Genomic DNA, 23,719 nt, shown 5'->3' with positions numbered 1-23,719 from the left:
TGTTCACGCTCGATTTCGATGTTCTGTCAGACCATGGTTGTTCTAGGGGCCCAGCGCGGGAGGCTCCGATGCAACCTGGAGCACTGTCATGACTTCATCTCTCCATCCCCAGGCGCGGCGCGCGCTGACGCGGGACTACAAACAGGCTTTTCCCGCCATGGGTATCTACGCGGTGCGCTGCGATGCCGCTGACTTGTTGCGCCTGGGGGCCAGCCGTAACGTGGACGCAATACTCAACCGCCTGCGGTTCGAGCTGAGCAATGGCTCCCGGCGCGATGCGGCACTGGCCCAGGCCTGGGCTTGCCATGGCGCACAGGCTTTTCGTTTTGAGGTACTGGACCGCGTGAAGGAGCGCGACGACCCCTTGTTCGACTATGACGCCGAACTTCAGGCCCTGCTTTCCCTGTGGCAGCAAGAGCTGCAAGGGGTACAGCCATGAGCAGTGAAACCGTGAATGCCATGTGTTCAGGCCAAGCGCTGCTCGGTGGTGCTGCAGCCATTGATCCGTCGGGTTCGGCCACGGGGGCCGGTTCTGTTTCCGGATTCGTTTCGCCGCAGGCCCTGGTCGACGAACTCAAGGTGCGCGCCCGCGTGCGCCTGAACCGTGCGCGGCGCGAGGGTGCTGCGGGCTCGGCCACATTGCGCGACCATTTGCATCAGGCGGCGCGCGAGGTCGGCTTTGCCGGCTGGGAGCAGGCGCGTCGGGTGCTGGGGACGCTGGCGGCCCCGGGTGATGACATGGGCAGCTTCTGGCATGTGCCGCGTAGCGGCATTCTTCTGCACATCTGGTTCAGCGAGTACGCACAGGCGCGCAGTGTGCTTGCACAGCAGGCGGATGGCTTTTTGCTGCCTTATCGGCGCCAGTGCTTCATCGTGCAAGCGCCATTTATCGAGGCTTTGGGCTTGAACCCGGCCGATCCGGCCTGGGTCGCCATCGGGCGAGATCTGGTCGCTGCCTATGGAACGCCTGCCTGGCGGGCCTTGGCCTGGCAGCGTCTGCATGCGCCTGTCGGAGCCTTCTGATCTAGCTCCGGAGTTTGAAGCGAAAAATGCGGGCCTGAAAGTGCTGAGAACCGGTTCCGTCCGGGATTTCAGGCAGGGTCTTCGGGAGTGCAGAACTGCGGTGTACGCCATTCCAGCAGCTCGGCCAGGCGCTGCACGATCCAGCCCGCCTCAGGCGCGGTGACGACCGAGCCTTCTGCGGCCAGGCCCGCATGCATGCCCAGCAGCACCTGTTCTTCGGAGGAGTTGCCCGAGTGATAGAGCGTCTGTGCCTGCTCGGTCAGGTGGCTTGCCAGGTCTTCGCATAGCTCATAGCGTGCGACTACCTCGGCAATCGGTACGGACAGCTTGCCGCTGCGCGTGCGAAACAGCTCGGCAAAGCTGGTCGGCGGCTGAATTTGGCTGGTGTCGTCCATGGCTTAGCTTGGTTCGAACAGGCGCTCGAAACGCTCTATGTCCACGGCCAGCTCGCAGGTAATGAGCTGGCCCGATTTGTTGTCGCGCTTGCGGTGGGCAGCAAACAGCGTGGCCTTGCCCTTGAAGTTATAGTCGGGCAGGTGGATCAGCTCATAGGGATAGGGCACAAAGAGCTGGAACTCGAAAATCATCCGGTGCTCGTTGCGCGGAGAGGGGTACAGCGTGTACTCCGGCAGATTGATGGTTTGTGTGGCCATGACCCAATGCTAATGCGCCAGACATGCCCATGCTGGCCTGCGACAATGCAGGCATGACCGAAGCACGTGTATCCATTCAGACTCAGGACTTTGACCTCTCGGCCGAGATTGCCGCCCTGCGCACCGGCGATGCGCGCGTGGGCGCGGTCTGCAGCTTTGTCGGCACGGTGCGCGACCGCAACGAGGGCGATGTCGTCTCCAGCATGGAGCTCGAGCATTACCCCGGTATGACCGAGAAGTCGATCGAGGCCATCATCGACAAGGCCGTGGCGCGCTTTGGGATCTATGGCGCGCGCGTGATTCACCGCATCGGCCTGCTGCAGCCCATGGACCAGATCGTGCTGGTGGCGGTGACCAGCGCCCACCGCGGCAAATCCTTCGAGGCCTGCGAGTACATCATGGACTATCTGAAGTCCGAAGCGCCGTTCTGGAAGAAAGAGCAGACCGAGCAAGGCGCACGCTGGGTGGATGCGCGTGTCAGTGATGAACAGGCGCTGGCGAGATGGGCTACCCCCTGAGTCGCTGACGCGCCTTCCCCCAAGGGAGACGACACCTGCGCGGCGGGTCTGCCCTTGCTTGGTGTCTCTGGCTCGTAGCCTGCTTGTTCCGGGTGCAAGGGCCTTGTCGCGCTGTAGAGTCAAAAAGCGCTATTGCGCTGATCTGTCAAGCGCAAACCGCTATGTCTTTTGTAGCTTCACGCCTTGCAGCCAGCGTGGCGGCCTGAAGACCAGCACATTGCCGGCCATCACCAGGGCCAAGCCCAGTAGTCCCACAGCAGTCCATTCATAGCCTTCCACCACAGCCGAGATATTGAGCGCCACTATGGGAAACAGCACCGTGGCATAGGCGGCTTTCTCGGGGCCCAGTCGACCCACCAGTGTGAGGTAGGCAGTAAAGGCAATCACCGAGCCGGGAATGACCAGATACAGCAGCGCGCCTGTGTATTGCGGGCTGGTGTCAAAGTGCCAGGGCAGACCGGCGATCAGCGCATACGCCACCAGCAGCAGCGTGCCGGCCAGCATGCCCCAGGCATTGGTGTGCAGCGGCTTGTAGCCCAGGCCCTGCAGCGATGCAGAAAGCATGTTCCCGCAGGAAAAACACAGCGTTCCACCCAGCGCCCACAACAGACCTTGCCAGCTGGCGTGCTGACCTTGTTGCAGCTCCGGCCAGAACAGAATCACCAGACCCGTCAGGCCCAGAGCACTGCCTGCGAGCACATTGGGCGCAAGCCTGCGGCCATCGATGACTCGCGCCAGAAATGCATTCCAGATGCTGGCACTGGAAAACACCACGGCAGCCAGACCGCTGGTCAGGGTCTCGCTGGCGTGCATGAAGCAGACAAAGTTCAGGCTGAACAGGCATAGTCCCTGGCCCAGCACGCGTGGAATGGCTGCGCCGCGGGGGACGCGCCACTGGCGGGTCAGCAGCAGCCAGGCAAAAAGCACCAGGGAGGCAAGACCAAAGCGATAGGCGATGGACAGCTCTACGGGTACGCTGCCCAGCTGCATCTTGAGAGCGATCCAGGTGGAGCCCCAGATCAGCACGACCAGGGCATAAAGAGGTAAAAGCATGGCAAGTCTTGGTGCTTGGAAGAACCAGATCTTGCGCGCCTGGATTGGCTCTGCATTGCACATTCCTGCGGTTTTGTGGCGCTGCAGCAAGCGCGGCCAGATGACTGGCGCCACAATGCAGGCATGCCCGCCAGCGTTGTATCCGCCCCTTCGCATCTGAGTCATGTACTGGCTCGGTCACGTGCCCAGATCAGGCGCAGAGCGGGTTTGAGCCAGTCGCTGGAATTGGCAATCTGGGCCAATCACGATGATGAGGTGCACTACCGCCAGCAAGGCCATCACACGCTGTCTGTCTATCTGGCCGGAGGTCAGGGATCGCAACTCAAGGACGATGCACTGGCCCGAGGCGAAGCAGGGCGCTTTTGCGTTCTCCCGGCCGAGCATGAATCGCGCTGGCTGGTGCGCGAGCCTGTGCAGTTTCTGCACCTGTATGTTTCGGATATTGCCTGGGCCGACCGTGTGGTGCGCCTGCTGGATGCCGAGCCGCGAAGCATTACGCTGACACCGCAGATTTATTCCCTAGACCCAATCTATGCGCAATGGGCACAGTCGCTGTGGCGACTGGACTGGAGTGGGGCTCACGACATATGGCAGGCGGACTGCCTGAGTCAGCAAGTGCTGGACCGGCTGGTACTGCAGGCGGCGGCGCCCTGGCAGCGGCACAAGCTGCTGAAACCACTGGGTGGCCTGTCATCCACGGCCCGGCGCAAGGTGCTTGACTATGTGGAGGCTCATCTGGCCGACAGCAAAGCCCTGAGCTTGCCCGCGCTGGCGCAGGTCGTGGCCTTGTCCGAATATCACTTTGCCCGCATGTTCCATCAAAGCATGGGTTGCACCGTGCATGACTGGGTCATGCAGCGACGTCTGCAGCAGGTCTGCGCCCGCCTGCTGGGCAGCGCAGGCGGTGCAAGAGGACGCACGCCGCAGCTGGCATGGCTGGCCGCCGAAACGGGGTTTGCCAATGCCAGTCATTTGCTGCGCAGCTTTCGCAAGCACTATGGGCTTACTCCTACGCAACTGGCTCGGTGCTGGCGCGATGCTTGAACTTGATATACCGCAAGCAGGGCGGTTGCGGATCTGCTTTTTGCTGTTTTTTGCGCATTCGGGTCTTGAAACCACCTGTTTGACTATCAGATAAATGGCAATGAATCTGATTGGAGCGAAAGCGACAAACCATGCGAATTGACAAACTGACGACCAAATTCCAAGAAGCCTTGGCCGACGCGCAGTCCCTGGCGCTCGGTGCTGATCAATCCACCATCGACCCTCTGCACCTGTTAGTGGCCATGCTGCGCCAGGACGACGGCCCGCGTGCGCTGTTGCAGCGCGCCGGCGGCAATGTGCAACAACTCAAAAACCTGGCAGAACAGGCCATGGCTGATCTGCCGCGCGTGCAGCAGCAAGGCGATGTGCAGGTCGGCTCCGAGCTGGCTCGGCTGCTGCAGGCCAGCGAAAAAGAAGCCCTCAAGCGCGGTGACCAGTTCATCGCCAGCGAGCTGTTTCTGTTGGCGCTGGCCGATGCCGCAGGCTCGGCCACGCGTGCCGGTGCCTTGCTCAAGCAGAGCGGCGTGAGCAAATCCAGCCTGGAGGCAGCCATCAATGCCGTGCGAGGAGGTCAGAACGTGGACAGTGCAGAAGCCGAAGGCCAGCGCGAAGCGCTCAAGAAATACACGCTGGATCTGACCGAGCGCGCCCGCAGCGGCAAGCTCGATCCCGTGATCGGCCGCGACGATGAAATCCGCCGCGCCATCCAGGTGCTGCAGCGCCGCAGCAAGAACAACCCTGTGCTCATCGGCGAGCCCGGCGTGGGCAAGACCGCCATTGTCGAAGGCCTGGCCCAGCGCATCGTGGCCGGCGAAGTGCCCGAGAGCCTGCAGAACAAGCGCGTGCTGTCGCTGGACATGGCGGGCCTGCTGGCTGGTGCCAAGTACCGCGGCGACTTCGAGGAGCGCCTCAAATCCGTGCTCAAGGAAATCGCACAGGACGAAGGCCGCATCATTCTTTTCATCGACGAAATCCACACCATGGTGGGCGCCGGCAAGGCCGATGGCGCCATGGACGCCGGCAATATGCTCAAGCCCGCGCTGGCGCGTGGCGAGCTGCATTGCGTGGGGGCGACCACGCTCGATGAGTACCGCAAGTACATCGAAAAGGATGCCGCTCTGGAGCGCCGCTTCCAGAAGGTCATCGTGGACGAGCCTTCGGTGGAGGACACCATCGCCATTCTGCGCGGCCTGCAGGTGAAGTACGAGGCGCATCACAACGTCGATATCACCGACCCTGCCATCGTTGCCGCTGCGGAGTTGAGCCATCGCTACATCACCGACCGCTTCCTGCCCGACAAGGCCATTGACCTGATCGACGAGGCCGCGGCCAAGATCAAGATCGAGATGGACTCCAAGCCCGAGGTGATGGACAAGCTCGAACGCCGCATGATCCAGCTCAAGATCGAGCGCGAGGCCATGAAGCGCGAGAAGGACGAGGCTTCACAAAAGCGTCTGCAACTGATCGAGGAAGAGCTCGAAAGCCTGGAGCGCGAGTACGCCGACCTCGAGGAAATCTGGAAAGCCGAGAAGGCCAGCGCCCTGGGTTCTGAGCAGATCCGCAAGGAAGTGGATCAGTTGCGCATCCAGATCGAGGAGTTCAAGCGCAAGGGCGACTTCAACAAGGTGGCCGAGCTGCAGTACGGCAAGCTGCCGGCACTCGAAAAGCAGCTGCACGAAGCCCAGGCCAAGGAAGAGGGCCAGGACGGCGCGACGGCCAACAAGCTGCTGCGCACCCAGGTCGGAGCCGAGGAGATCGCCGAGGTGGTGAGTCGTGCCACTGGCATCCCCGTGGCCAAGATGATGCAGGGCGAAAAAGACAAGCTGCTGCACATGGAGGACAAGCTGCACGAGCGCGTGGTGGGCCAGGAGGAGGCGATCAGCGCCGTGGCCAATGCCATTCGCCGCTCGCGCTCGGGTCTGTCCGATCCCAATCGCCCCACTGGCTCCTTCCTGTTCCTGGGCCCTACGGGCGTGGGCAAGACCGAGCTGTGCAAGGCGCTGGCAGGCTTCCTGTTCGACAGCGAGGACCATCTGGTGCGTATTGACATGAGTGAGTTCATGGAAAAGCACTCTGTGGCACGCTTGATCGGTGCGCCTCCCGGCTATGTGGGTTACGAAGAGGGCGGCTACCTGACGGAAGCCGTGCGCCGCAAGCCCTATAGCGTGCTGCTGCTGGACGAGGTGGAAAAAGCCCACCCTGATGTCTTCAATGTATTGCTGCAGGTTCTGGACGATGGCCGGTTGACCGATGGCCAGGGCCGCACGGTGGACTTCAAGAACACCGTGATCGTGATGACCAGCAATATCGGCTCGCATCTGATACAGGCCATGGTTGGCGAGGATGCCGATGATGTGAAGGAAGCGGTCTGGGGGGAACTTAAAAACCATTTCCGACCCGAATTCTTGAACCGTATCGATGAAACCGTGGTCTTCCATGCACTGGATGCCAAGAACATCGAGGCGATTGCCAGGATTCAGCTGAAGTTGCTGGAAAGCCGTCTGCAGAAGATGGAACTGAGCATGCAGGTGTCCGAGCAGGCCCTGGCCGAACTGGCCAAGGTGGGCTTCGATCCCGTGTTCGGTGCCCGTCCGCTCAAGCGCGCAATCCAGCAGCGTATTGAAAACCCGCTGTCCAAGTTGTTACTTGAGGGGAAATTCCCGCCCAAGAGTACGATAGCTGTGACAGTCGACCCGGTGAATGATCCCGGGGTGTTCCGGTTCGAGTCCGCAGGCGCTGCCTGAGGACCTGAACCCTAGAAAGAGGTATTGCTTTGAACGATTTCGCCGCCACTGCAACCCGCTGGGCCGTCCGCATCATGCTGATGCTGGTGGGCCTGGTGTTTTTCCTGTGCCTGATGGCCGTGGCCTGCCTCATCGCCCTGGCCTGGGGTGCGCGCGCCCTGTGGGCCAGGCTCACGGGCCAGCCCGTGGTGCCCATGAGCATGGGTGCCATGAGCCCCTTTGCCGGCTGGCAGACGGTGTACCGCTCGGGGGCCGAGTGGATGGCGCAATCGTCGGGCAATGCCGATGCCAAGAAGGATGAGCGTGAAGCCCGCGGGCGCCGCGGCGTTCTGCCCGGTGCCGGCGATGTGACCGATGTGCAGCCGCGCGAGGTGCACGAGTCGTAATGACAAGCGCTTACACAGGCTTCATACTTTGGAGCAGGTGAGGCAATAAAGGGCCGCAGGCTTGTTTCGCGGTCAACACACAAGAGCCTGTGCAGTGTTGCATCAGGCTCTTTTTTTACGCTGTGTTTACGCAGTCTCGCGGTATGGTCGGGACTGTGATCTTGGGATTTTCAGACAGGCATGAACTACATGGACTTGCACCGCATTTTTGACTTGCAGTACCAAGCCAGCCGCACGCAGGTTGATGTACCTTTGCTGGTGCGCCGGGAGAGGCTGCTGCGTCTGCAGAAGATGCTGGACGAGAACGGCCCGGCTTTGTGCGCGGCGGTGGAGCAGGACTTTGGCGTGCGCTCCGAGCGCTGGACCGAGATGCTGGATCTGATGCTGGTGCGCAATATGCTCAGGCACACGCTCAAGCATCTGCCCAAGTGGAGCAAGCGTCAGCGCGTGCGCACGCCGCTGATGCTGCAGCCAGGCAAGGCTTGGGTGGAGCGCCAGCCTTTGGGCGTGGTGGGCATCATCTCGCCCTGGAACTATCCGCTGCAACTATCGCTGGCGCCGGCCATCACGGCTCTGGCGGCGGGCAATCGCGTGATGCTCAAGCCCAGCGAGCTGACGCCGCATACCTCGGCAAAAATGGGCGAGCTGGTCGCCCAGTTCTTTGCACCCGAAGAGTTCTGCGTGATCGAGGGGGACGTGGCCGTGGCCACGCAGTTCTCGGGTCTGCAATTCGATCATCTGCTGTTCACCGGCTCCACGGCCGTGGGGCGGCGTGTGGCGCAGGCGGCAGCCGTGCACCTGACGCCCACCACACTGGAGCTCGGGGGCAAATCGCCCTGCATCATTGCGCAGGACTGCGATATGCAGGCCGCTGCGCTCAAGGTGGCCTATGGCAAGCTGGTCAATGCCGGGCAGACCTGCATCGCTCCCGACTATGTGCTGCTGCCGCGCGGCAAGGAGCAGGAGTTTGCCGAGGCCTATCAGGCGGCGGTGCAGCAGCTGTACCCGCGCATCTCGGGCAACCCGGACTACACGGCCATCATCAGCAAGCGCCATCTGGCACGACTCAAGCAGATGCTGCGCCAGGCGCAAAGTCTGGGAGCGCAGGTGCACTGGATGCATGAAGCGGCTGCCCCGGCTGCGGACGGTGACACCACGGCCTGGGGCGAGGCCGTGGAGAGGCAGTTCGCTCCGGCGCTGGTGTTCGGTGCCACGGGTGAGATGCAACTGATGCAGGAAGAGATCTTCGGCCCCATCCTGCCTGTGATCTCCTACGAGCATATCGAAGACGTGATCAATGCCATCAACGCCAGCCCGCGCCCGCTGGCGCTGTACTGGTTTGGCAACGACGAGGCCGAGCGCAATGCGGTGTTGATGCGCACCGTCAGCGGAGGCGTTTGTGTGAACGACACCTTGCTGCATGTGGCGCATGAGAACTTGCCATTCGGCGGTGTCGGCGACAGCGGCTGGGGTGCCTATCACGCAGAGCAGGGCTTTTTGCGCTTTGTGCACCAGAAGGCGGTTTTCGTGCAGTCGCGCTGGGCGGCGACTTCCCTGCTGTACCCGCCGTTCGGGGAAAAATTCGACCGGGTGATGGACTTCATGCGACGCTGGCTCTGAAGTTTCTTGGCCGTCGAACAGGGATTGAGCGCTTCGGTGCTGTCGTGAGCGCTTGCCAGATTGTCATCAAATGTGACGCAAACCATTGATGGTTGCGGGCTTGCTGCTCTGCTTAGTGGAGCGCATAGCACATAGATTGCGCCATAGCAAGAAATTGCGAACAGCCGCAGTTGAGCAAATGGCTAACCACTGCACCGCGTGCCAAAACTCTGAATCTGTAGACAATTACGCCCTTCTATTCTTACATGTTTCCGCCCCGGTTTTTCCATGTCTAGTATCCAGGTCCGTCCCGCTACTCTTCGCGATGCAAAAGCGATTGCCCAGATCCATACTGCTTCCGCACTGGAGGCTTATCGAGGTCTGGTTCCCGATGATCAACTGAAGGCCATGTCCTCGGTTGAAAAGCGCCAGGCTTACTGGCGCGAAGCTATTGAATACTGTGAGCCACAGGTCCAGGTCGCCATTGACGGCGACAAGATCGTTGGCTTTGTCGGCTTTGACCGTTCCCGTGATGAAAAGTCCCGCCAGACCACCGGCGAGATCTGGGCTATCTATGCAGCTCCCTCGCACTGGAATCAAGGTGTTGGCGTTGCCCTGTGGGATGCCGCCCGAGATGGTTTGCTGGAAGAAGGCTGCACCAATGTGACAGCCTGGATTCCGCTGCGCAACGAGCGTGCCTTGCGTTTCCATGAAATGGCAGGCTTCAAGCGTGAAATGTCCACGGCCAAGACGGCTGTGATTGGCAGCATCAAGATTGAAGAAGTGCGCGTCAAGCGTCCTCTGAACGGCTGATCACAGCGTTCAGCACTCACTGAAAGACAGGCCGTGACGTCTCCCAACAGCAAGCTCGCGGCCTCAGTCTGCGCTCCCGCATCTGCTTTCGACCTGCTGCAATGGCAGGAGCAAGCCCAGGCCCATACGGCTTTGTGGCGCAGCGAAAGCAGCCTGCCCAAGCCCCGCCGCATCGAAGTTGCCGATGACACCATGCCCGCTGATACGGCGTTTCGCCATATCAGCGAAGGTGCGTCGCTGCTGTGGCGCGGTGATTTTCAGAATGCGCGTCAGTTGTTGCTGGCACTGGGCCGCCGGCTGGACAAGAAGTCGCGACGCAAGAGCCCGGCAAAGAGCCCTGCTGCAGCAGGCTTTCCCCATGCTTTTCATCTGTACCGCCAGTCCCAGGCCCAGCGTGCACGCATGTTGGCCAGCATTCTGATCGAGCTGGATGTGCAATGGCATTGCGCCTTGCGCCGGGCTCCTGACTGGAGTCAGGCCTGCTCCGAGGCCTGGGGCACAGTTCCGGCCGAAGTGCAAGCGCAGTCCGTGCTGGTGCCGCTGCGCGATCTGCTGGGGGTGGTCGGCGCCCATGAGTGGCGCAAGAAGGGGGTGGAGATTCCTGCCCTGGATGGCGCCCGCATTCATGCGCACTACGGTGTTTTCTCGCCCGTGCGCGGCGAGTATCTCGATCTGGTGGCGCGTGCGAGCATTCCCGCAGCCGGTATTCAACAGGCCTGGGATATTGGTGTCGGCACGGGCGTGCTCTCGGCATTGCTGCTCAAGCGCGGCGTGAAGTCGGTGGTCGCCACCGATACCAGCGAGCGTGCGCTGGCCTGCGCCTGCGAGAATCTGCAGCGCCTGGGTCATGCTTGCCGGGTTGAGCTGCAGCATGCCGATCTGTTTGCGCAAGGGCAGGCCGGTCTGATTGTCTGCAACCCGCCCTGGCTGCCGGGCAAGGCAGCATCGGTGCTCGATCAGGCCATTTATGACGAAGACAGTCGCATGCTGCGCGGCTTTCTGCAAGGGCTGGCGGCACACCTGCTGCCGGGTGGTGAAGGCTGGCTCATCATCTCCGACCTGGCCGAGCATCTGAAGCTGCGCACGCGTGACGAGCTGCTGGGCTGGATTGACTCCGCCGGACTCAAGGTGCTGGGGCGTGAAGATGTTCCCCCGCATCATGGCAAGGTACAGGACCGAGAGGACCCTCTGCACATTGCGCGCTCTGCCGAAGTGACCTCGCTCTGGCGTCTGGCCAAGGCGGGCTGACAGCCAGGCTGCTAGGCCGCTGCGCCTTGCAGTTCCTGGCAGGGTGGATCAGCGGCTTCCCCGTGCGCCAGCAGGGCCGCCAGCCTCTCGCGCAGCGAATGTGCGCGCTCTTCGCCTGCATATTCCTCTACCGCAGTCAGCAGGCTGATACCGGCGCTGCGCAAGCTGGTCAGGTCTCTGGCCTCGCGCAGCTGGGTGCGCAATGTCTGGGCCAGGGCCTCATGGCGGTTGGCAAACAGGCGCTCGCACATATCGAATAAATACATGCGCGTGCCCGCCATATTGATGGCTGGTGTCGAATCAGTGGCTTCTTCGGCTGGCGCCAGGGTTGGTGTGGCCGGGCTGTCTCCAACTTTGGCGAGAGGCGGTGCTCGATGAGTAGCCAGGCTGCGCTCTTTGGAGGCGCTGGTTGGCATCAGTTGAAGATATCCCTGTTCCACCAATTGCTGGGCCAGTGCGGCATGATCGCTGCCCAGCATGGCAGCAAGTTCTTCCATGCTCTTGCCGCCGGCCAGCAACAGCAGGGAGCGCGCGCGCTGCGGCAGCTGGCGCGATCCGGGCTGAAGTTCCTCCTGGGCCTTGGCGGTTTTCTGCAAAATCATGGCTGCTTCTGTCTGGCGCATTACAAGTGCGGATGCGCTATTGCATGAGCTGACGATGACACTGGTGTGAATCTGCGCCAATTCGCAGTGGATCGGCCAGTCATTACTGCCCAAGCTTGCCAATTGCTTCTGAATTAATAGCTGCTGGCGTTTTCTGAATAAGCGCCACAGGTCAATCTGATTTGAATCTGAAATGAGACTGCTGCTCGCGCCCATGGAAGGGCTGCTGGATTTTGTGCTGCGCGATGTGCTGACCCGGGTGGGCGGCGCGGATCGCTGCGTGTCCGAATTCATTCGCATCAGCGGCTCGCTGCTGCCGGACAAGGTCTATCTGCGTACCATGCCCGAGCTGCGCAACGGCAGCAGGACGCTGGCCGGCGTGCCGGTGCGGGCGCAACTGCTGGGCTCGGACCCCGTCAGCATGGCCGAGAATGCGGCCAATCTGGCGCGCCTGGGGCCAGAGGGCATCGATCTGAATTTCGGCTGCCCGGCCAAGGTGGTCAACCGCCATGGCGGCGGTGCATCGCTGCTGCAGGATCCCGAGCAGATCGTGCGCGTGGTGGACGCCGTGCGCCGTGCCGTGCCCGCGCAGATGCCGGTGTCGGCCAAGATGCGGTTGGGTTTCAACGACCGTGCGCTGATGACGGAATGCGCCCAGGCCATGGAGCAGGGCGGTGCCTGTGAGATCGTCGTCCATGCGCGTACCAAGCTGGACGGCTATCGTCCGCCGGCCTATTGGGAAGAGATTCCACGCATCCGCGAGGCGGTGGGCGTGAATGTGGTGGCCAATGGCGAGATCTGGACTGTGGAAGAGGCCTTGCGCTGCCGCGAAGTTTCGGGCTGTGACGATCTGATGCTCGGGCGCGGCATTGTGGCCGATCCGGGTCTGGCCCTGGCCGTGCGCCGCGCCGTGGAGCACGGCAGCGTCAGTGCGGTCGCTGGCATTGACTGGCTGGCGCTGGTGCCCCAGGTGCAGCGTTTTTGGCATATGGTCTGCGAGGATCTGGAGCCGCGCCAGCGTGCGGGTCGCCTCAAGCAGTGGCTCAACCTCATGCGCAGACGTTTTCCCGAGGCCGAGCTGGCTTATCAGGAAGTGCGCACCCAGACCGATCAACGCGCCATCAGCGACTGGGTGCAGGCGCTGCCGCAGCGTGATCTGCAGCAGGAATGGGCCTGGCCGCAAACCACGCCTAAAGCAGACTGTCTGGAGCCAGAGGCCCGAGCAGCTGCAGCATAAGGCGCAGACCCAGGCTGGCATCGGGTTCGGAATACGAATCACTGAGCCCGCTGTCCTGCGGCGCACGCCAGACCAGTTGCCCCTTGGTGTTCAGATCCACACGCCAGCTGTTTTCGGGCAGACTTTCATCGATGCTGTCGCTGGCCAGCTGGCTGAAGCGGCGGCTGGCGATCAGTACGGCGATCTCGGTGTTCTGCAGGCGTGAGCGCATGTCCAGATTCATGGAACCCACGGCGACCAGCCGCCCGTCTATGACCAGCAGCTTGGTGTGCAGCATGGCCCGCGAAGCACCGGAACTGCCTCCGCTGGAGCCCGTGCCGCCTGCGCGCAGGGCGGAGCTGACATTGGCCGCTTCGCTGCGCATTTCGTGCAATTCGATGCCCATCTCCAGTAATGCCTTGCGGTGGCGGGCATAGCCGGCATGTGCCAGTGGAGCATCGTTGGAGGCCAGGGAGTTGGTCAGTACCCGGATGCGTACGCCTTTGCTGCGTGCCGTGCGAAAGGCATCCATGATCTCCGGCCCCGGTACAAAGTAGGGCGAAACGACCAGCAAGTCCCGCCTGGCAGAGCGAATCAGAGCCAGCAGACCATCGACCACCGACTCGGCATTCAGCGCCGGTGCGGCCAAGGGGGGGAGGCTGTTGGCGTCGTCGGCCTTGAGCACCGCTGCTTCGAATGATTCATCGGCGGCAGTCCGCTCCGCTCCTTCAGCAGGAATCTTGGTCGGGCTGTCGGCCAGTACCATGGCCTGGGCCCAGATCCATGGGATCTGGTTCAGATTCAAAGGGCTGTCTTCGGGTTCCGGTTTGGGGACGGTGGTGTTATGGGCATGCTCGGCTTCGCTCCTGGCATCTTCCTGGTCAAACTGCTTTTTGAGTTTGAGCAAGTCAGGCTCGCTGATCAGCGACTGCACGGGGTAGGCGCGCACATTGTTCCAGTAGCGGTCGAAGCTGCGCGACAAATCCTTGACGACTGGGCCGCCGGTCAAGACATCGAGATCGACAAAATTGCCTTCATTGGAGGCGTCAAAGTAGGCGTCGCCCAGATTGCGCCCGCCAATCACGGCCAGGGTGTTGTCGGCCACAAACAGCTTGTTGTGCATGCGCTGCTGCGCGCGCTGAAAGTCGGTCAGCAGGGTCCAGGCTCGGCCGATGGTGGAGGCGCGCGAGCCGGCCAGCGGGTTGAACATGCGCATCTCCACATTGGGTACAAAAGCCAGGCGCATGACCTGCGCGTCCGGCCCCGTGCTGTGGAAGTCGTCCAGCAGCACGCGTACGCGCACGCCGCGCTTGGCAGCCTGCACGACGGCGCGCAGCAGTCGCCCGGTACTTTGGTCTGCATGGATGGCGTAGTACTGCAGATCCAGCGTTTTCTGTGCGTTTTCCACCAGTGCCATGCGGCTGCTGAGGGCATGCTTGGGGCCGGAGAGCAAGGCAAAAGCCGAGGCGTCTGGCTTTGCCTTGGCCGGGCGAGCCTGAGAGATGAACAGGCCCAGCTCGGTGCCTTGGGGCTGGCTCAATGCGGTGCTGACGGGGCGCTCCACATCCTTGGGCAGCGATGCCGCGCAGCCTGTGAGCAGCATCGCGGCAATGACGCCGGCAAGCAGCGCCAGATGCTTTTGCGGCCTCGATGGTTGCAGCCGTGACGATGTGGAGATAGAAGCCGTCATTGCTGCTTTGTAACCCATGATGACCGGGTTCACATGTCGGACACAGACTGCGCTAGAACTGCTCTCGGTCCTGGACTCTGGCAACAATGCGCAGGTCCGGTCCGAGGCGGGCGACATCATGGAGCACCAGTGGCAGACCTTGGTCCAGGCTGTCGAGCGGGCCGAAGTTGGCAATACCCATGGCACCCGTGCCCAGCAGTTTCGGGGCTTGATAGAAGAGAAGCTCATCGACCAGGCCTTCGCGAATCAGTGAGCCGTTGAGCTTGAAGCCCGCTTCCACATGCAGCTCATTCGTGCCGCGCGCGGCCAGATCTCGCAGCATGGCCGCAAGATCGACCTTGCCTGCAGCATTGGGCATATCAATAACCGTAGCGCCTAGCGCTTGCAGTTCTTCAATTCTAGATTGCTTTGTGCTGCAGGTATAGATGAGGCAACCGCTAGGTGCTTTCAAAACATGAGCATCCAGCGGGATATCCAGCTTGCTGTCCACCACGGCGATGCGTGGCTGGCGTGGCGTGTCTACGTCCCGCACATTCATGCGCGGATTGTCTTCAAGCACCGTGCCTATGCCGGTCAGAATCGTGCAGGCACGGGCACGCCAGGCATGTCCGTCGGCCCGGGCGGCCGCCGAGGTAATCCACTGGCTTTGGCCGTTGTGCAAGGCCGTGACGCCGTCCAGCGAGCTGGCAGCCTTCATGCGCACCCAGGGTGTGCCGCGAATCATGCGGCTGAAAAAGCCGATATTGAGCTCGCGTGATTCAGCTCCGCCGGGGCCGATCTCCACATCAACACCCGCAGCGCGCAGCCGCTCGAAACCCTGGCCGGCCACTTGCGGATTGGGATCCGTCAGTGCTCCCACCACCTTGCCGATGCCGGCTGCGATCAAGGCGTCGCAGCAGGGGCCGGTGCGGCCATGGTGCGAGCAGGGCTCCAGCGTCACATAGGCCGTGGCTCCACGCACATCGTTGCCTTTGGCTGCAGCATCGCGCAAAGCCATCACCTCGGCGTGCGGGCCACCGGCCTGCTGGGTAAAGCCCTGGCCGATGATGCGCTCCGAAGCATCGACGATCACGCAGCCAACGCGCGGGTTGGGTGAAGAAAGAAAAAGCGCCTGGGCAGCCTGCTCAAGCGCTTTGTTCATGAAGTGGGCAGAGGGTGTCATGCCCAGGATGGTAATGCAGAGGGTTCTGCGTTACTTGGTCCAGCAGTCCGAGGCCGTGGTACCGCTTGCCAGATTGTCAGCACTCTTGACCCCTGTGTTGCTGAGGGTGAAGTCTCCGCACTTGTCAGTTGCCTGTGCTCCCGGGTTTTTGCGTTTGGCGATCAAAGTGTAGGCGGCAGTGGAGCTGGCTTTCATTTCGATCTGGTAGCGCTTGCTGGCGTCGGTGGACCAGGACAGGTTGGCAGGTAGCACCTTGGTGAGGTCTGCATTGGTTGGATATACCCCGGTTGCCGTGGCTGCACGCTCCATCCAGAGCTGGGCTTGCAGCAGGCCGGCGCGTGCATCCGCTCTATGGCCGCGGCGCACATACTCGGTATAGCTGGGGTAGGCGATGGCACTCAGGATGCCGACGACGGCCACGACGATCATCAATTCGATCAAGGTGAAGCCTTTTTGCTGTTTTTTTTGCATTTTCATTTTTCCTCATGAAGCAGGCAGCGCTCAACGCAGCTGACGCCAGCTGGGGCGCAGCGACTGCTCGGGCATGCGTGCCAGCATCTCTTTATCATTCTTGGTGTCGATATCTGCGATCTTGTTTTTCTGGGCGATGAGCGTGTGGGAGCCTTTGCTTACCTTGACGCGAGACACATTCAGATCCAGCGAGTTGTAGAGACCATCGTTGTTTTTATCAACGATCTGAACCGACGGACGAAGCCCATCCATGATGTTGATAAAGGTGCGGTACTGGCGCTCTCCATCGACCGTCGTGGATTCACAGCTTTCCACATTGGGGTCTACATCGGTGCCCTTGGCCGGAACCTGAGAGTAAATGGCCAGGATATTGCTACCGTCATAAAACTCCATGGGTTTGAGCTGACGCTCTCCTACGGCCGGCAAGTCCAGATACCAGCCGTTGTAGTTGGCCCAGGTGCTGGTGGTGAGCTTGTTGTCGTCATTACTTGCTCCAACAGCGCCAAAGTCACCGTTGCTCAGTTCCGTAATGCTTTGCTGAGCAAGCTTGGCTGCGGTTACGCCGGTGCCCAAGGCCGTGGGGACTGGAATGCAGGTTCCGTTGGGGGTGGTGCAGGATGTATTGCCACTATTGACTTGTACGCGTGGGCCAAGGCTTGTGGTAATCAAGTTGTAGCGTGTGTTGTCCAGGACGGAGTAAATGGTTTGCACATTCCGGTTGTTTTCGTCAGCTTTGGTAGCGTTGCGGCCTGTGCCAAAAGCAACCATCATGCCGCCTACCGCAATGGTTTTCTTGTCGTTGCCCGTTCCAATGGTCATTTTCCGGTCGTTGGCACGCACAGTTGGTGGGGCCGTAATGGACTGGACAAGAGTTCTGGTGCTGTTCAAGGATGCGGGGCCTTGCGCAGTGAATAATGGCCTTCCGCTGAAAGCGACTCCCCAGTTGCTTGCATCAGCACTGGCGAGATCAAACTTCCACATATTGCCCAAGTTATCACCAGCGTATGCAATATCAGGCAATCCATCACCATTGAGGTCAACCAAGCGGGGGGCAGCCAGGCCATTGTCGTTGGCAATGCCACTACCTGTACCAATGTCTGCAGTACTCGCATCAACGGCGCCTACGACAGGGATACGCTTGAGTTCCATATCGTTGTCCAGATACTGAATCAGCAATACGGGGCGCTGGTTGCTGCTGTTGTAGCCGTTACCCATAACAACTGCCCAGCGGTTGTTATTCATGCGCGTGATCTGTGTGGTGCGCATAGGGTTGTTCTCATCAGCGACGGGTGTTGCTGTGATGTTACCAATGTCACGATCCTCCGATACGGCTTTGGCGCAGGCTGTCTTTTCGGGAGTACTCATGCCAGTCAATGCGCAGTTGGGTGCTGCTGCGGCATTCATCGCAGCATCAGTGCTGCGAGTTCGGTCTAATTTGACGAGGCTCGAAGCCGCTGTCGTGGAAAAGCTATCTGGGTTGGTGACATCCAAAACAAAATAACCTTTTCCGCCAGCGCCCAGTGAACCAACCAGCATTGTTTTCCAGTTGTTGCCAGGGTTGGTGTCTGTTTCGATGTTTGAGCCGATATAGATATCCCCTGTCATTGGGGAGCCGTCAACAAAATTGCGATGCTTTTGGTTGTATGTGGGGTCTGTAAGACGACCTAAGCTAGGGATGATTCCCTGCGGAATGTATGCAATTTTCTCTGTGCCATCAGCAGCAGAGAATCCATGCAGCATTCCATCATTGCCACCTGCATAAATCATCGGCGTTCTTGTACCCTTGGATCGGGTGAAGTCTGCATAGCCCTTTAAAGCGTAGTTGCTCGAAGGAGCTCCAGTAAACCAGATAATGGAGTTGATGATGTCTCCTTGGATACTCTTGCGCTCACGAAACGGCTTGGCTGCTGTGTAGCCGGTGCTTTCAGAGCCTTCAAGGGTTCGTATGCCTCGTATAAAGTTCAGGCGGTTTTGCCCAGCTGCTGCACCTTCGTCGGTTCCAGATCCATCAGGCTTCTTCTGTAACCATAGCTTTTGGGCTGTGCTTAGTGTGGATTCATCATTTGCCCACAGGAATGGAACGCCACCTTGATACTTGTCCTCGCTGCCCCATTTGTCACTCCAGCTGAGGATGGTTCTGCTGGTTGTGTTTTTTGTGGCACCTGTTGCATTTAAGGCGTCAAGCTTTTCTGCCGTATTCTGACCACCCCATCCAGGAGTAGATATTATCGATCCATCTGTTCTGACAGTTTCAGCCTTGATGAAGCCTTTCCAGCCATTTTTGGGTTCATAATTTCCTGTGAACTTTCCAACGTCATAGCGCGTATTATTGGATCCACTTGTAGCAGTGGATGTCATATCTGGATCAGTTTGGGTGTTGATTTGCCCAAAAATTTCACGGAATGCTTTTTCTAGATCTTCACCTTTCTCAACAGCATAAAAGCGCCCACGACCATTTAAGGCAGCATGCCAAAGGTCAAGGGATCTCTTGTTTTCATTATCCATCGCAGGCCAGGATTTGTTTCCTGTGACGAAATCAAGAAAGCTTCCGTTGTATCCAAATGGAACTTTATTAGTCGGTGCATTAATATCAGATGCGCCAGGCCAAGTTACAGCCATATTGCTGAATCCAATGGTGTAGGTGACCATATGGGGCCAGTTGGCAGGGTTGAACTTTGGGTTCCAGTATCTCTCTAAAATTGCATCATTGCCTTTTGAGTCTTTTCCGAAATTTTCTTGTTGAGGGGCATTGTCATATTCTGGAGAAGGTTGTATGGATCCTTTTAATCCTTTAACTCCATTTGTCTCGTCTTTTGCTGTTTGTAATGGCGTTCCCCAGCTGTAGAAAGCCCAATCAGCTAGGGTTTCGGTGTGGGAGTCTCTATATAAAGATGTCTGTTTTTGCTGGGCTTGTGTTCCACCATAAATGGTTGCATCTGGTAGGGTGATGCTGGTTGCATTATCTCGACGATTTGTGTCGCCGATGTCATATGATGTATTGTTCCAGCGGCCATCCGTCATCATGATATGGTAGTTTCGACGACAACCGAGGTAAGGTGTAGCTTGACTCCCCGGGTCTGATGCCCAGGGACTATTTATTGATAAGTCGCGACGCATGTAGGCGTCGGCTTGTTTGAACATTAAATGGGAAGGTGTGCCATTATTTGCATCTAATCCATTAATGAAGCTAATGAAGTTATTTCTATGCGTTTCTCCTAAGAAACGCATAGAATTTTGATTCATTTTATCGGAGTCGACATTTTTTGCGTCAGCTGCGCCTCCGTTATTCCACATGGCTTGCCAAGATAGACGAATTTTTCTATCTGGAAGTAAATTTCTATCTCGGAAAACGCCGCCTTCCCAAGTTCCATCGCTTTTTTGTGCTCCAATTAATGCATATTTAAGAACATTAATGCGGCGGCTTGTTACGGGCCAGGTTCCATCTGCATTCGGCTGAGATTCATTGGTGGCGCCACCCCAAATTGCGTTGCCTCTTCTGTCATAGCCTGTAATTACGCATTTGGATGAGCTTTCTGCATTTGAGCAGTAGTCCATGCTTCCAGAATCGTCGACGGAGATAATCACATTAGGTGTGACGTAGGGCTGCACTGTGCCCGGAGGGGCCTGAAGCAACTCGATGGATGTTGCGATCGAGGGTATTAGAACTGCACCTGCTGCTATGGCAAGTGATTTTTTTTTGAAGTGAGCGGGTATTTTTTTTTGCATGGCGATCACTTGATCTGATCAGTAGAGAATATAGGTATCTAGTCTTTGAGTTTTTGTCTTGCATACGTCTGCTGAAGCACAACCATTGTGTTGGGCTTGCGGCCATACGCCAGAGCTGTAATTCGATAGACGATATTAGGTGTCAGGTTTAGTGCCAAAATGCTTTGTGGGTTTATTGCACCTGTTCCAGTGCTGTTGACAAGAACACCGGAATTTTTGCTGCTATCGTCATAGGGGAGAATCTCGATCCAGTACCAGGCCCCTTGGTTGGCGGCACTTCGGTCTCGCAATATGGCACTTGCCGGACTATCATCATCTCCGATTGCTGCACCTGTGAATTGACCATAGCGCGCGCCGACGGGCGTAGTGGTGCCTGTATGAACACCGGTCATTTGTGTCAGCGTAATGCCCTTGGTCGAATCTGTGTTGTTCCAGAAGTCCTGTTTGTCTTTGATGTCAGGGCGATCAGCGCGCTTGATGCAAATGCCGTTTTTGCATTTCGGCGCTGTGCTGGCAATCTTGGTGGGGTCTGCCAGGTCCGCCAGAAGGGTTCCCACCTCTTGTGCTTCTAGCGGGATTTTCTCTGCAGTCGTGCGTCGGCATATGTTTCCGTCGCTGTCATTGGGTGTGCAAAAGCTGCCATCAGAGTTTTCTCCGCGAATATCGAGTTCGGCATCTTGCAAGATGGCCTGGGCTGCCTCGAAGGCTCGCTGGTAATCGGCATCATTGCCGACGATCAACTCATTGAAAAGCGATGTGCGGGATGCCCACAGGGCCAGCAGCATGGAGAGCATGACAAAGATGATTACAACGAATAGTGATATACCTCGTTGTTTTCTTTGCCGGGGAATTTTGAATGTATTCATGATATTCAGCTGACGGTAGTCAGTCCCTGGCTGCGCAGCTGGTAGATGTTGCGGAAAACCATGTGCGCTCGCCGCGTACGTGGGGCAGCCAATGTATTCATGGTGACGGATGTAGTGTTGTCGCAGTCCAGGTAGGTGGTGTTGTCCGGCATATCAATGGCTTCATTGCCATAAAGCACCAGACATATTTCCACGCCGACAACCTGCGGCCAGGCGCTTGCCACCGTAGCTGCATCGACATAGCTGATCTGCGGGGAACCACTGGATGCCGATGTCTGTAGCAAATATCGCACTTGAAAATTAGCGACATTCTGAATAATGGGCTGCGGGTTTCCTGATGCGCCCACGCAGCGCAATTCATTATTTGTGGAATTGAGCGAGAACCGGCTTTGAATCAAATTGTCATTGGGTGATTGACCGAGACAATCGCGCAGCATGGATGCAGCATTTGTAGATGTATATACCGGCTCTTTATAGTTGCGATAACCCAGGGTGAGCTTGTATTCATTGGTGCCGGGGCTGTCCATACCGCTGATGGTATTGACCGCGGGATCGAAATCTGTGGCTTTGGTCTCAAAGGCTACCGGATCCGACATATCGATATCGGCTCCTTCTGACTTCTGTGAGGCCAGATTCAGTCTCAGGGAGCCAGCCTGGCGGATCTGTTGCCCGATGACGCGAAAAGCGTATGCGGCTTGTTGCTGCAGCATGCTGCTATCGCTGACCGTGCCGGTAACGCCTCTTGAGACCATCAGCGCACCCATGGCAACGGCTACCGTCAGAAGTCCGATGACGATGCCGACGAGTAGTTCAATCAGAGTCACGCCGCGCTGAGGCTGGCTTCTCGCGATGCTGGAGGCTTTCATAGGGATGCGTCAGGTTCCGGGGCAGAAAAACAAAGGTGCACTATTGCCTGCACGAAAGTCAGGTGCGCAGCGTGCACTGACTGGTATGTATTGAAGATGGCAAGTGAAGTTGGCGGGGCAGGAGGTGGGATCTTTGGTGCTGATACTGCCGTCGCTCTTGATGCTGGCTCCGGTGTTGATGGCGTCCTTGTAGGCTTTTTTGGCAGCAGTGCCGGTGGCATCGCTTGCAAAGTCTTCGCGCTCGTTTTCCCGCCAGCGTATGAGCACGCCCAGTTGCCGGCGGTTGGTGATGCTGCTGGAATCGCCGTCAGCAAGGGCCAGGAAGGTGGCGGCATTGCCAAGCGGGAGAGAGCGCTCCACCAGGCGTTTCCATTCCTTGAGGTCGTACTCGGCCAATTCGGCCTGGGTGCAGGAAGTGCTGCCAACGCATTTTTTTGTCGCAGCGGTGGTTGGCGGTGTTGCGGTCCAGCCTGTGACGTAGGTGTTGATGCCGCTCAGTGCATTGGGATTTACCTTCATGCGCTCGCTGAGGTCTTCAATCAAACGGATGGCCTGAGTGCGGCGCATGCTGGTCTGGGTGTCGGTCAGCGTGCGCATTTGTACGCCGAGGATGCCGAGGATGCCCAGTGCGGCAACGACGATGGCAATCAACGATTCCAGCAAAGTGATGCCTCGCTGTTTGCCCATTTGGCGAGTGTGATTCAGTTGGTGCATGGCACGTCTTTTTGTTCAATGACTCGAATTCGTCCGCCCGAAGACATGCAAATGCCCTTGGTGGCGGCAGAGGCTATTCCGGCAGGCTGAGGTGCTATCGTGAAGCCGATCAAATTGGCCCCATCCATCATTCCCCAGCGGTCGACACGGATGGTGGCGCCTGATTTGGTTCTGGTGACGCTTACTTTGGTTGGTGGTTCATAGCGCTGGATTTCCTCTCCGCTGTTCCAGCGTCTGTTGCCATTGCTGTCCACGAAGACGACCCAGCCGCAATCCCAGTCCTGGTTGGTCCCGTCAGTGACGCAGCCAACAGTGGTTCGGGGAAGCTTTTCCAGATATACGTTGCCACCGCGCTTGATAGCTTCTGAGCGGGCGAACATCAGACTGGATTTCATGATCTCCACGGCCTCCATGACGCGCCAGCGCTCAAAAATAAAGTTGAAGCTGGGCACTGCAATGGCGCTGAGGACTGCGACTATGGCAACGGTCACTATCAGCTCAATGGAAGTGAATCCGTAACTGCTGAAACCGGGGGCTGCGAGGTGCGGAGCGTTGTTTAAGCCGGGGTACATACATATTCCTCGTTGAGGGCGGGCCTGTGCCGCTGCCCAATGATCCTGTTCGTTTAGTTAACTGCATGAGCCGGTTGCAGAGTCGAGTCGCTTGATGCGTCCGCTGCTGCTGACGCAGATGGAGGATGCGCTGGCGGCGCTGCCACTTTTTGGGGTCAATCGAAATGCAAAATCGATGGCGGCATTCGTGCTTGAGAACCTTCCCCAGCGGTCAACCTTGATCGGGTCGGTCAGCTTGGCATCGCTGGTATTGGTGAACTGCACGTTTACCTTGTTGGGGGCGGGGGCAGTCTGCAATGTGTCTTCGCCGCTGTCCTGCTCGCCGTCGTTGTCCAAGTCGGCAAACACAATCCAGCCGCAGCTCCAGAGGCTGGTGTCTGTGCCCACTGCTGTGCAGCCTCCGCCATCATCGCTGCGCAAAATAGTCACATTGCCGCCGCGCTTGATGGCTTCGGAGCGCGCAAAGTAAAACGTGGACTGCAACTCTTCCGAAACCTGGCGCACTCGCCAGCGTTCAATGATTGGATTGAAGCTGGGCGCGGCAAGGCCGGCCAAAACGGCCAGAATGGCAACCGTGACCATGAGTTCAATGGCTGTGAAGCCTCTGGAAAAATGGCGACGAATGAGGGGCAAATTGGGCATGCTGGCATATTACGTTTCGTTGCATGCCGAATGCTTTGTGACTGGATGAGTGGTCTTGATGGGGAGATCGGTGGTCGCTTTCAGCGGCGGCGGCCGGAGGCTGGGTAGGCA

23 protein-coding genes are annotated in these 23,719 nt (G+C 58.8%); 10 read left to right on the top strand and 13 right to left on the bottom strand.

Annotated elements, in window-relative coordinates:
* Window positions 1-88: 88 nt before the first annotated feature.
* Together ACWGXF_RS00870 and ACWGXF_RS00865 are read left to right on the top strand one after the other, a co-directional pair.
* Complete coding sequence (locus ACWGXF_RS00870; RefSeq protein WP_012837293.1) at window positions 89-439, top strand: GIY-YIG nuclease family protein; 351 nt, start codon at window positions 89-91, stop codon at window positions 437-439.
* A complete protein-coding gene (locus tag ACWGXF_RS00865) occupies window positions 436-1,023 on the top strand; it encodes a hypothetical protein (protein ID WP_256629890.1) in 588 nt (195 codons plus the stop codon). The genes ACWGXF_RS00870 and ACWGXF_RS00865 overlap by 4 nt, the downstream gene beginning before the upstream one ends.
* Before the next feature lie 68 nt (window positions 1,024-1,091).
* Here the strand turns inward: ACWGXF_RS00865 and ACWGXF_RS00860 are convergent, their stop codons facing one another.
* Both ACWGXF_RS00860 and ACWGXF_RS00855 read right to left on the bottom strand, forming a co-directional pair.
* The gene (locus ACWGXF_RS00860; protein ID WP_256629891.1) at window positions 1,092-1,418 is read right to left on the bottom strand and encodes a hypothetical protein; all 327 of its coding nucleotides are present in this window, start codon (window positions 1,416-1,418) and stop codon (window positions 1,092-1,094) included.
* 3 nt (window positions 1,419-1,421) lie between these two features.
* On the bottom strand, window positions 1,422-1,676 hold the full coding sequence (locus ACWGXF_RS00855; RefSeq protein ID WP_003057869.1) for a hypothetical protein: 255 nt from the start codon (window positions 1,674-1,676) through the stop codon (window positions 1,422-1,424).
* A gap of 53 nt (window positions 1,677-1,729) precedes the next feature.
* Between ACWGXF_RS00855 and moaE the strand changes: the two genes are divergently transcribed.
* Window positions 1,730-2,194, top strand: coding sequence for a molybdopterin synthase catalytic subunit MoaE (gene moaE / locus ACWGXF_RS00850; RefSeq protein ID WP_256631309.1), 465 nt, complete (start codon window positions 1,730-1,732; stop codon window positions 2,192-2,194).
* Window positions 2,195-2,353: 159 nt separating this feature from the next.
* Here the strand turns inward: moaE and ACWGXF_RS00845 are convergent, their stop codons facing one another.
* A complete protein-coding gene (locus tag ACWGXF_RS00845; protein ID WP_256629892.1) occupies window positions 2,354-3,247 on the bottom strand; it encodes a DMT family transporter in 894 nt (297 codons plus the stop codon).
* A gap of 123 nt (window positions 3,248-3,370) precedes the next feature.
* Here ACWGXF_RS00845 and ACWGXF_RS00840 point away from each other — a divergent pair, with 123 nt between their 5' ends.
* The 6 genes from ACWGXF_RS00840 to ACWGXF_RS00815 all read left to right on the top strand — a co-directional run bounded on the left by ACWGXF_RS00840 (window position 3,371) and on the right by ACWGXF_RS00815 (window position 11,081).
* A complete protein-coding gene (locus ACWGXF_RS00840; RefSeq protein ID WP_452101642.1) occupies window positions 3,371-4,291 on the top strand; it encodes a helix-turn-helix domain-containing protein in 921 nt (306 codons plus the stop codon).
* A gap of 131 nt (window positions 4,292-4,422) precedes the next feature.
* Window positions 4,423-7,035, top strand: a complete 2,613-nt coding sequence (gene clpB / locus ACWGXF_RS00835) for an ATP-dependent chaperone ClpB (RefSeq protein WP_034359764.1) — start codon at window positions 4,423-4,425, stop codon at window positions 7,033-7,035.
* A 29-nt stretch (window positions 7,036-7,064) separates the two neighbouring features.
* The gene (locus ACWGXF_RS00830) at window positions 7,065-7,421 is read left to right on the top strand and encodes a hypothetical protein (RefSeq protein WP_012837300.1); all 357 of its coding nucleotides are present in this window, start codon (window positions 7,065-7,067) and stop codon (window positions 7,419-7,421) included.
* 180 nt (window positions 7,422-7,601) lie between these two features.
* On the top strand, window positions 7,602-9,041 hold the full coding sequence (locus ACWGXF_RS00825; protein WP_003064341.1) for a coniferyl aldehyde dehydrogenase: 1,440 nt from the start codon (window positions 7,602-7,604) through the stop codon (window positions 9,039-9,041).
* 267 nt (window positions 9,042-9,308) lie between these two features.
* A complete protein-coding gene (locus tag ACWGXF_RS00820; RefSeq protein WP_034348967.1) occupies window positions 9,309-9,833 on the top strand; it encodes a GNAT family N-acetyltransferase in 525 nt (174 codons plus the stop codon).
* A gap of 33 nt (window positions 9,834-9,866) precedes the next feature.
* A complete protein-coding gene (locus tag ACWGXF_RS00815; RefSeq protein ID WP_452101641.1) occupies window positions 9,867-11,081 on the top strand; it encodes a methyltransferase in 1,215 nt (404 codons plus the stop codon).
* An 11-nt stretch (window positions 11,082-11,092) separates the two neighbouring features.
* On the opposite strand, the gene ACWGXF_RS00810 is transcribed toward ACWGXF_RS00815, so the two are convergent.
* On the bottom strand, window positions 11,093-11,704 hold the full coding sequence (locus ACWGXF_RS00810) for a hypothetical protein (protein ID WP_452101640.1): 612 nt from the start codon (window positions 11,702-11,704) through the stop codon (window positions 11,093-11,095).
* 172 nt (window positions 11,705-11,876) lie between these two features.
* Here ACWGXF_RS00810 and ACWGXF_RS00805 point away from each other — a divergent pair, with 172 nt between their 5' ends.
* A complete protein-coding gene (locus ACWGXF_RS00805) occupies window positions 11,877-12,920 on the top strand; it encodes a tRNA dihydrouridine synthase (RefSeq protein WP_087866442.1) in 1,044 nt (347 codons plus the stop codon).
* Here the strand turns inward: ACWGXF_RS00805 and ACWGXF_RS00800 are convergent.
* From ACWGXF_RS00800 to ACWGXF_RS00760, 9 genes are read right to left on the bottom strand one after another with little or no spacing between them, the layout of a single operon-like run.
* Window positions 12,874-14,589, bottom strand: a complete 1,716-nt coding sequence (locus ACWGXF_RS00800; RefSeq protein ID WP_054073588.1) for a phospholipase D-like domain-containing protein — start codon at window positions 14,587-14,589, stop codon at window positions 12,874-12,876. The genes ACWGXF_RS00805 and ACWGXF_RS00800 overlap by 47 nt on opposite strands.
* 52 nt (window positions 14,590-14,641) lie before the next feature.
* Window positions 14,642-15,751 carry a bifunctional diaminohydroxyphosphoribosylaminopyrimidine deaminase/5-amino-6-(5-phosphoribosylamino)uracil reductase RibD gene (gene ribD / locus ACWGXF_RS00795; RefSeq protein WP_087865222.1) on the bottom strand — a complete coding sequence of 370 codons (1,110 nt, stop codon included), beginning with the start codon at window positions 15,749-15,751 and terminating at the stop codon, window positions 14,642-14,644.
* Between the two features lie 30 nt (window positions 15,752-15,781).
* Window positions 15,782-16,222 (bottom strand): type IV pilin protein, encoded by a 441-nt coding sequence (locus tag ACWGXF_RS00790; protein ID WP_003064356.1) that lies wholly within the window; start codon window positions 16,220-16,222, stop codon window positions 15,782-15,784.
* Window positions 16,223-16,252: 30 nt separating this feature from the next.
* The gene (locus tag ACWGXF_RS00785) at window positions 16,253-19,948 is read right to left on the bottom strand and encodes a pilus assembly protein (protein ID WP_054073590.1); all 3,696 of its coding nucleotides are present in this window, start codon (window positions 19,946-19,948) and stop codon (window positions 16,253-16,255) included.
* Between the two features lie 38 nt (window positions 19,949-19,986).
* Window positions 19,987-20,814 (bottom strand): pilus assembly PilX family protein, encoded by an 828-nt coding sequence (locus tag ACWGXF_RS00780; protein ID WP_041743939.1) that lies wholly within the window; start codon window positions 20,812-20,814, stop codon window positions 19,987-19,989.
* Window positions 20,815-20,819: 5 nt separating this feature from the next.
* Entirely contained in the window at window positions 20,820-21,680 is an 861-nt protein-coding gene (locus ACWGXF_RS00775; protein WP_012837307.1) for a PilW family protein, read from the bottom strand.
* A gap of 9 nt (window positions 21,681-21,689) precedes the next feature.
* Window positions 21,690-22,394 carry a type IV pilus modification protein PilV gene (gene pilV, locus ACWGXF_RS00770; protein ID WP_452101639.1) on the bottom strand — a complete coding sequence of 235 codons (705 nt, stop codon included), beginning with the start codon at window positions 22,392-22,394 and terminating at the stop codon, window positions 21,690-21,692.
* On the bottom strand, window positions 22,382-22,966 hold the full coding sequence (locus ACWGXF_RS00765) for a GspH/FimT family pseudopilin (RefSeq protein ID WP_172415273.1): 585 nt from the start codon (window positions 22,964-22,966) through the stop codon (window positions 22,382-22,384). Before ACWGXF_RS00765 ends, pilV begins: the two co-directional genes overlap by 13 nt.
* Window positions 22,967-23,023: 57 nt before the next feature.
* Window positions 23,024-23,608: a GspH/FimT family pseudopilin gene (locus ACWGXF_RS00760; RefSeq protein WP_041743941.1), complete on the bottom strand. Its 585-nt coding sequence runs from the start codon at window positions 23,606-23,608 to the stop codon at window positions 23,024-23,026.
* Between the last annotated feature and the right edge of the window lie 111 nt (window positions 23,609-23,719).

Source organism: Comamonas sp. HJ-2, from assembly GCF_053615495.1.
The sequence above is the reverse complement of the archived record's forward strand: the minus strand, read 5'-3'. Positions and strand labels throughout refer to the sequence as shown.

What these genes read in the sequence shown, in the direction of transcription:
- ACWGXF_RS00870 (WP_012837293.1), top strand. Translation starts at nt 89, where the DNA reads ATGACTTCATCTCTCCATCCCCAGGCGCGGCGCGCGCTGACGCGGGAC.
- ACWGXF_RS00865 (WP_256629890.1), top strand. Translation starts at nt 436, where the DNA reads ATGAGCAGTGAAACCGTGAATGCCATGTGTTCAGGCCAAGCGCTGCTC.
- ACWGXF_RS00860 (WP_256629891.1), bottom strand. Translation starts at nt 1,418, where the DNA reads ATGGACGACACCAGCCAAATTCAGCCGCCGACCAGCTTTGCCGAGCTG.
- ACWGXF_RS00855 (WP_003057869.1), bottom strand. Translation starts at nt 1,676, where the DNA reads ATGGCCACACAAACCATCAATCTGCCGGAGTACACGCTGTACCCCTCT.
- moaE (WP_256631309.1), top strand. Translation starts at nt 1,730, where the DNA reads ATGACCGAAGCACGTGTATCCATTCAGACTCAGGACTTTGACCTCTCG.
- ACWGXF_RS00845 (WP_256629892.1), bottom strand. Translation starts at nt 3,247, where the DNA reads ATGCTTTTACCTCTTTATGCCCTGGTCGTGCTGATCTGGGGCTCCACC.
- ACWGXF_RS00840 (WP_452101642.1), top strand. Translation starts at nt 3,371, where the DNA reads ATGCCCGCCAGCGTTGTATCCGCCCCTTCGCATCTGAGTCATGTACTG.
- clpB (WP_034359764.1), top strand. Translation starts at nt 4,423, where the DNA reads ATGCGAATTGACAAACTGACGACCAAATTCCAAGAAGCCTTGGCCGAC.
- ACWGXF_RS00825 (WP_003064341.1), top strand. Translation starts at nt 7,602, where the DNA reads ATGAACTACATGGACTTGCACCGCATTTTTGACTTGCAGTACCAAGCC.
- ACWGXF_RS00820 (WP_034348967.1), top strand. Translation starts at nt 9,309, where the DNA reads ATGTCTAGTATCCAGGTCCGTCCCGCTACTCTTCGCGATGCAAAAGCG.
- ACWGXF_RS00810 (WP_452101640.1), bottom strand. Translation starts at nt 11,704, where the DNA reads ATGCGCCAGACAGAAGCAGCCATGATTTTGCAGAAAACCGCCAAGGCC.
- ACWGXF_RS00805 (WP_087866442.1), top strand. Translation starts at nt 11,877, where the DNA reads ATGAGACTGCTGCTCGCGCCCATGGAAGGGCTGCTGGATTTTGTGCTG.
- ACWGXF_RS00800 (WP_054073588.1), bottom strand. Translation starts at nt 14,589, where the DNA reads ATGACGGCTTCTATCTCCACATCGTCACGGCTGCAACCATCGAGGCCG.
- ribD (WP_087865222.1), bottom strand. Translation starts at nt 15,751, where the DNA reads ATGACACCCTCTGCCCACTTCATGAACAAAGCGCTTGAGCAGGCTGCC.
- ACWGXF_RS00790 (WP_003064356.1), bottom strand. Translation starts at nt 16,222, where the DNA reads ATGCAAAAAAAACAGCAAAAAGGCTTCACCTTGATCGAATTGATGATC.
- ACWGXF_RS00785 (WP_054073590.1), bottom strand. Translation starts at nt 19,948, where the DNA reads ATGCAAAAAAAAATACCCGCTCACTTCAAAAAAAAATCACTTGCCATA.
- ACWGXF_RS00780 (WP_041743939.1), bottom strand. Translation starts at nt 20,814, where the DNA reads ATGAATACATTCAAAATTCCCCGGCAAAGAAAACAACGAGGTATATCA.
- ACWGXF_RS00775 (WP_012837307.1), bottom strand. Translation starts at nt 21,680, where the DNA reads ATGAAAGCCTCCAGCATCGCGAGAAGCCAGCCTCAGCGCGGCGTGACT.
- pilV (WP_452101639.1), bottom strand. Translation starts at nt 22,394, where the DNA reads ATGCACCAACTGAATCACACTCGCCAAATGGGCAAACAGCGAGGCATC.
- ACWGXF_RS00765 (WP_172415273.1), bottom strand. Translation starts at nt 22,966, where the DNA reads ATGTACCCCGGCTTAAACAACGCTCCGCACCTCGCAGCCCCCGGTTTC.
- ACWGXF_RS00760 (WP_041743941.1), bottom strand. Translation starts at nt 23,608, where the DNA reads ATGCCCAATTTGCCCCTCATTCGTCGCCATTTTTCCAGAGGCTTCACA.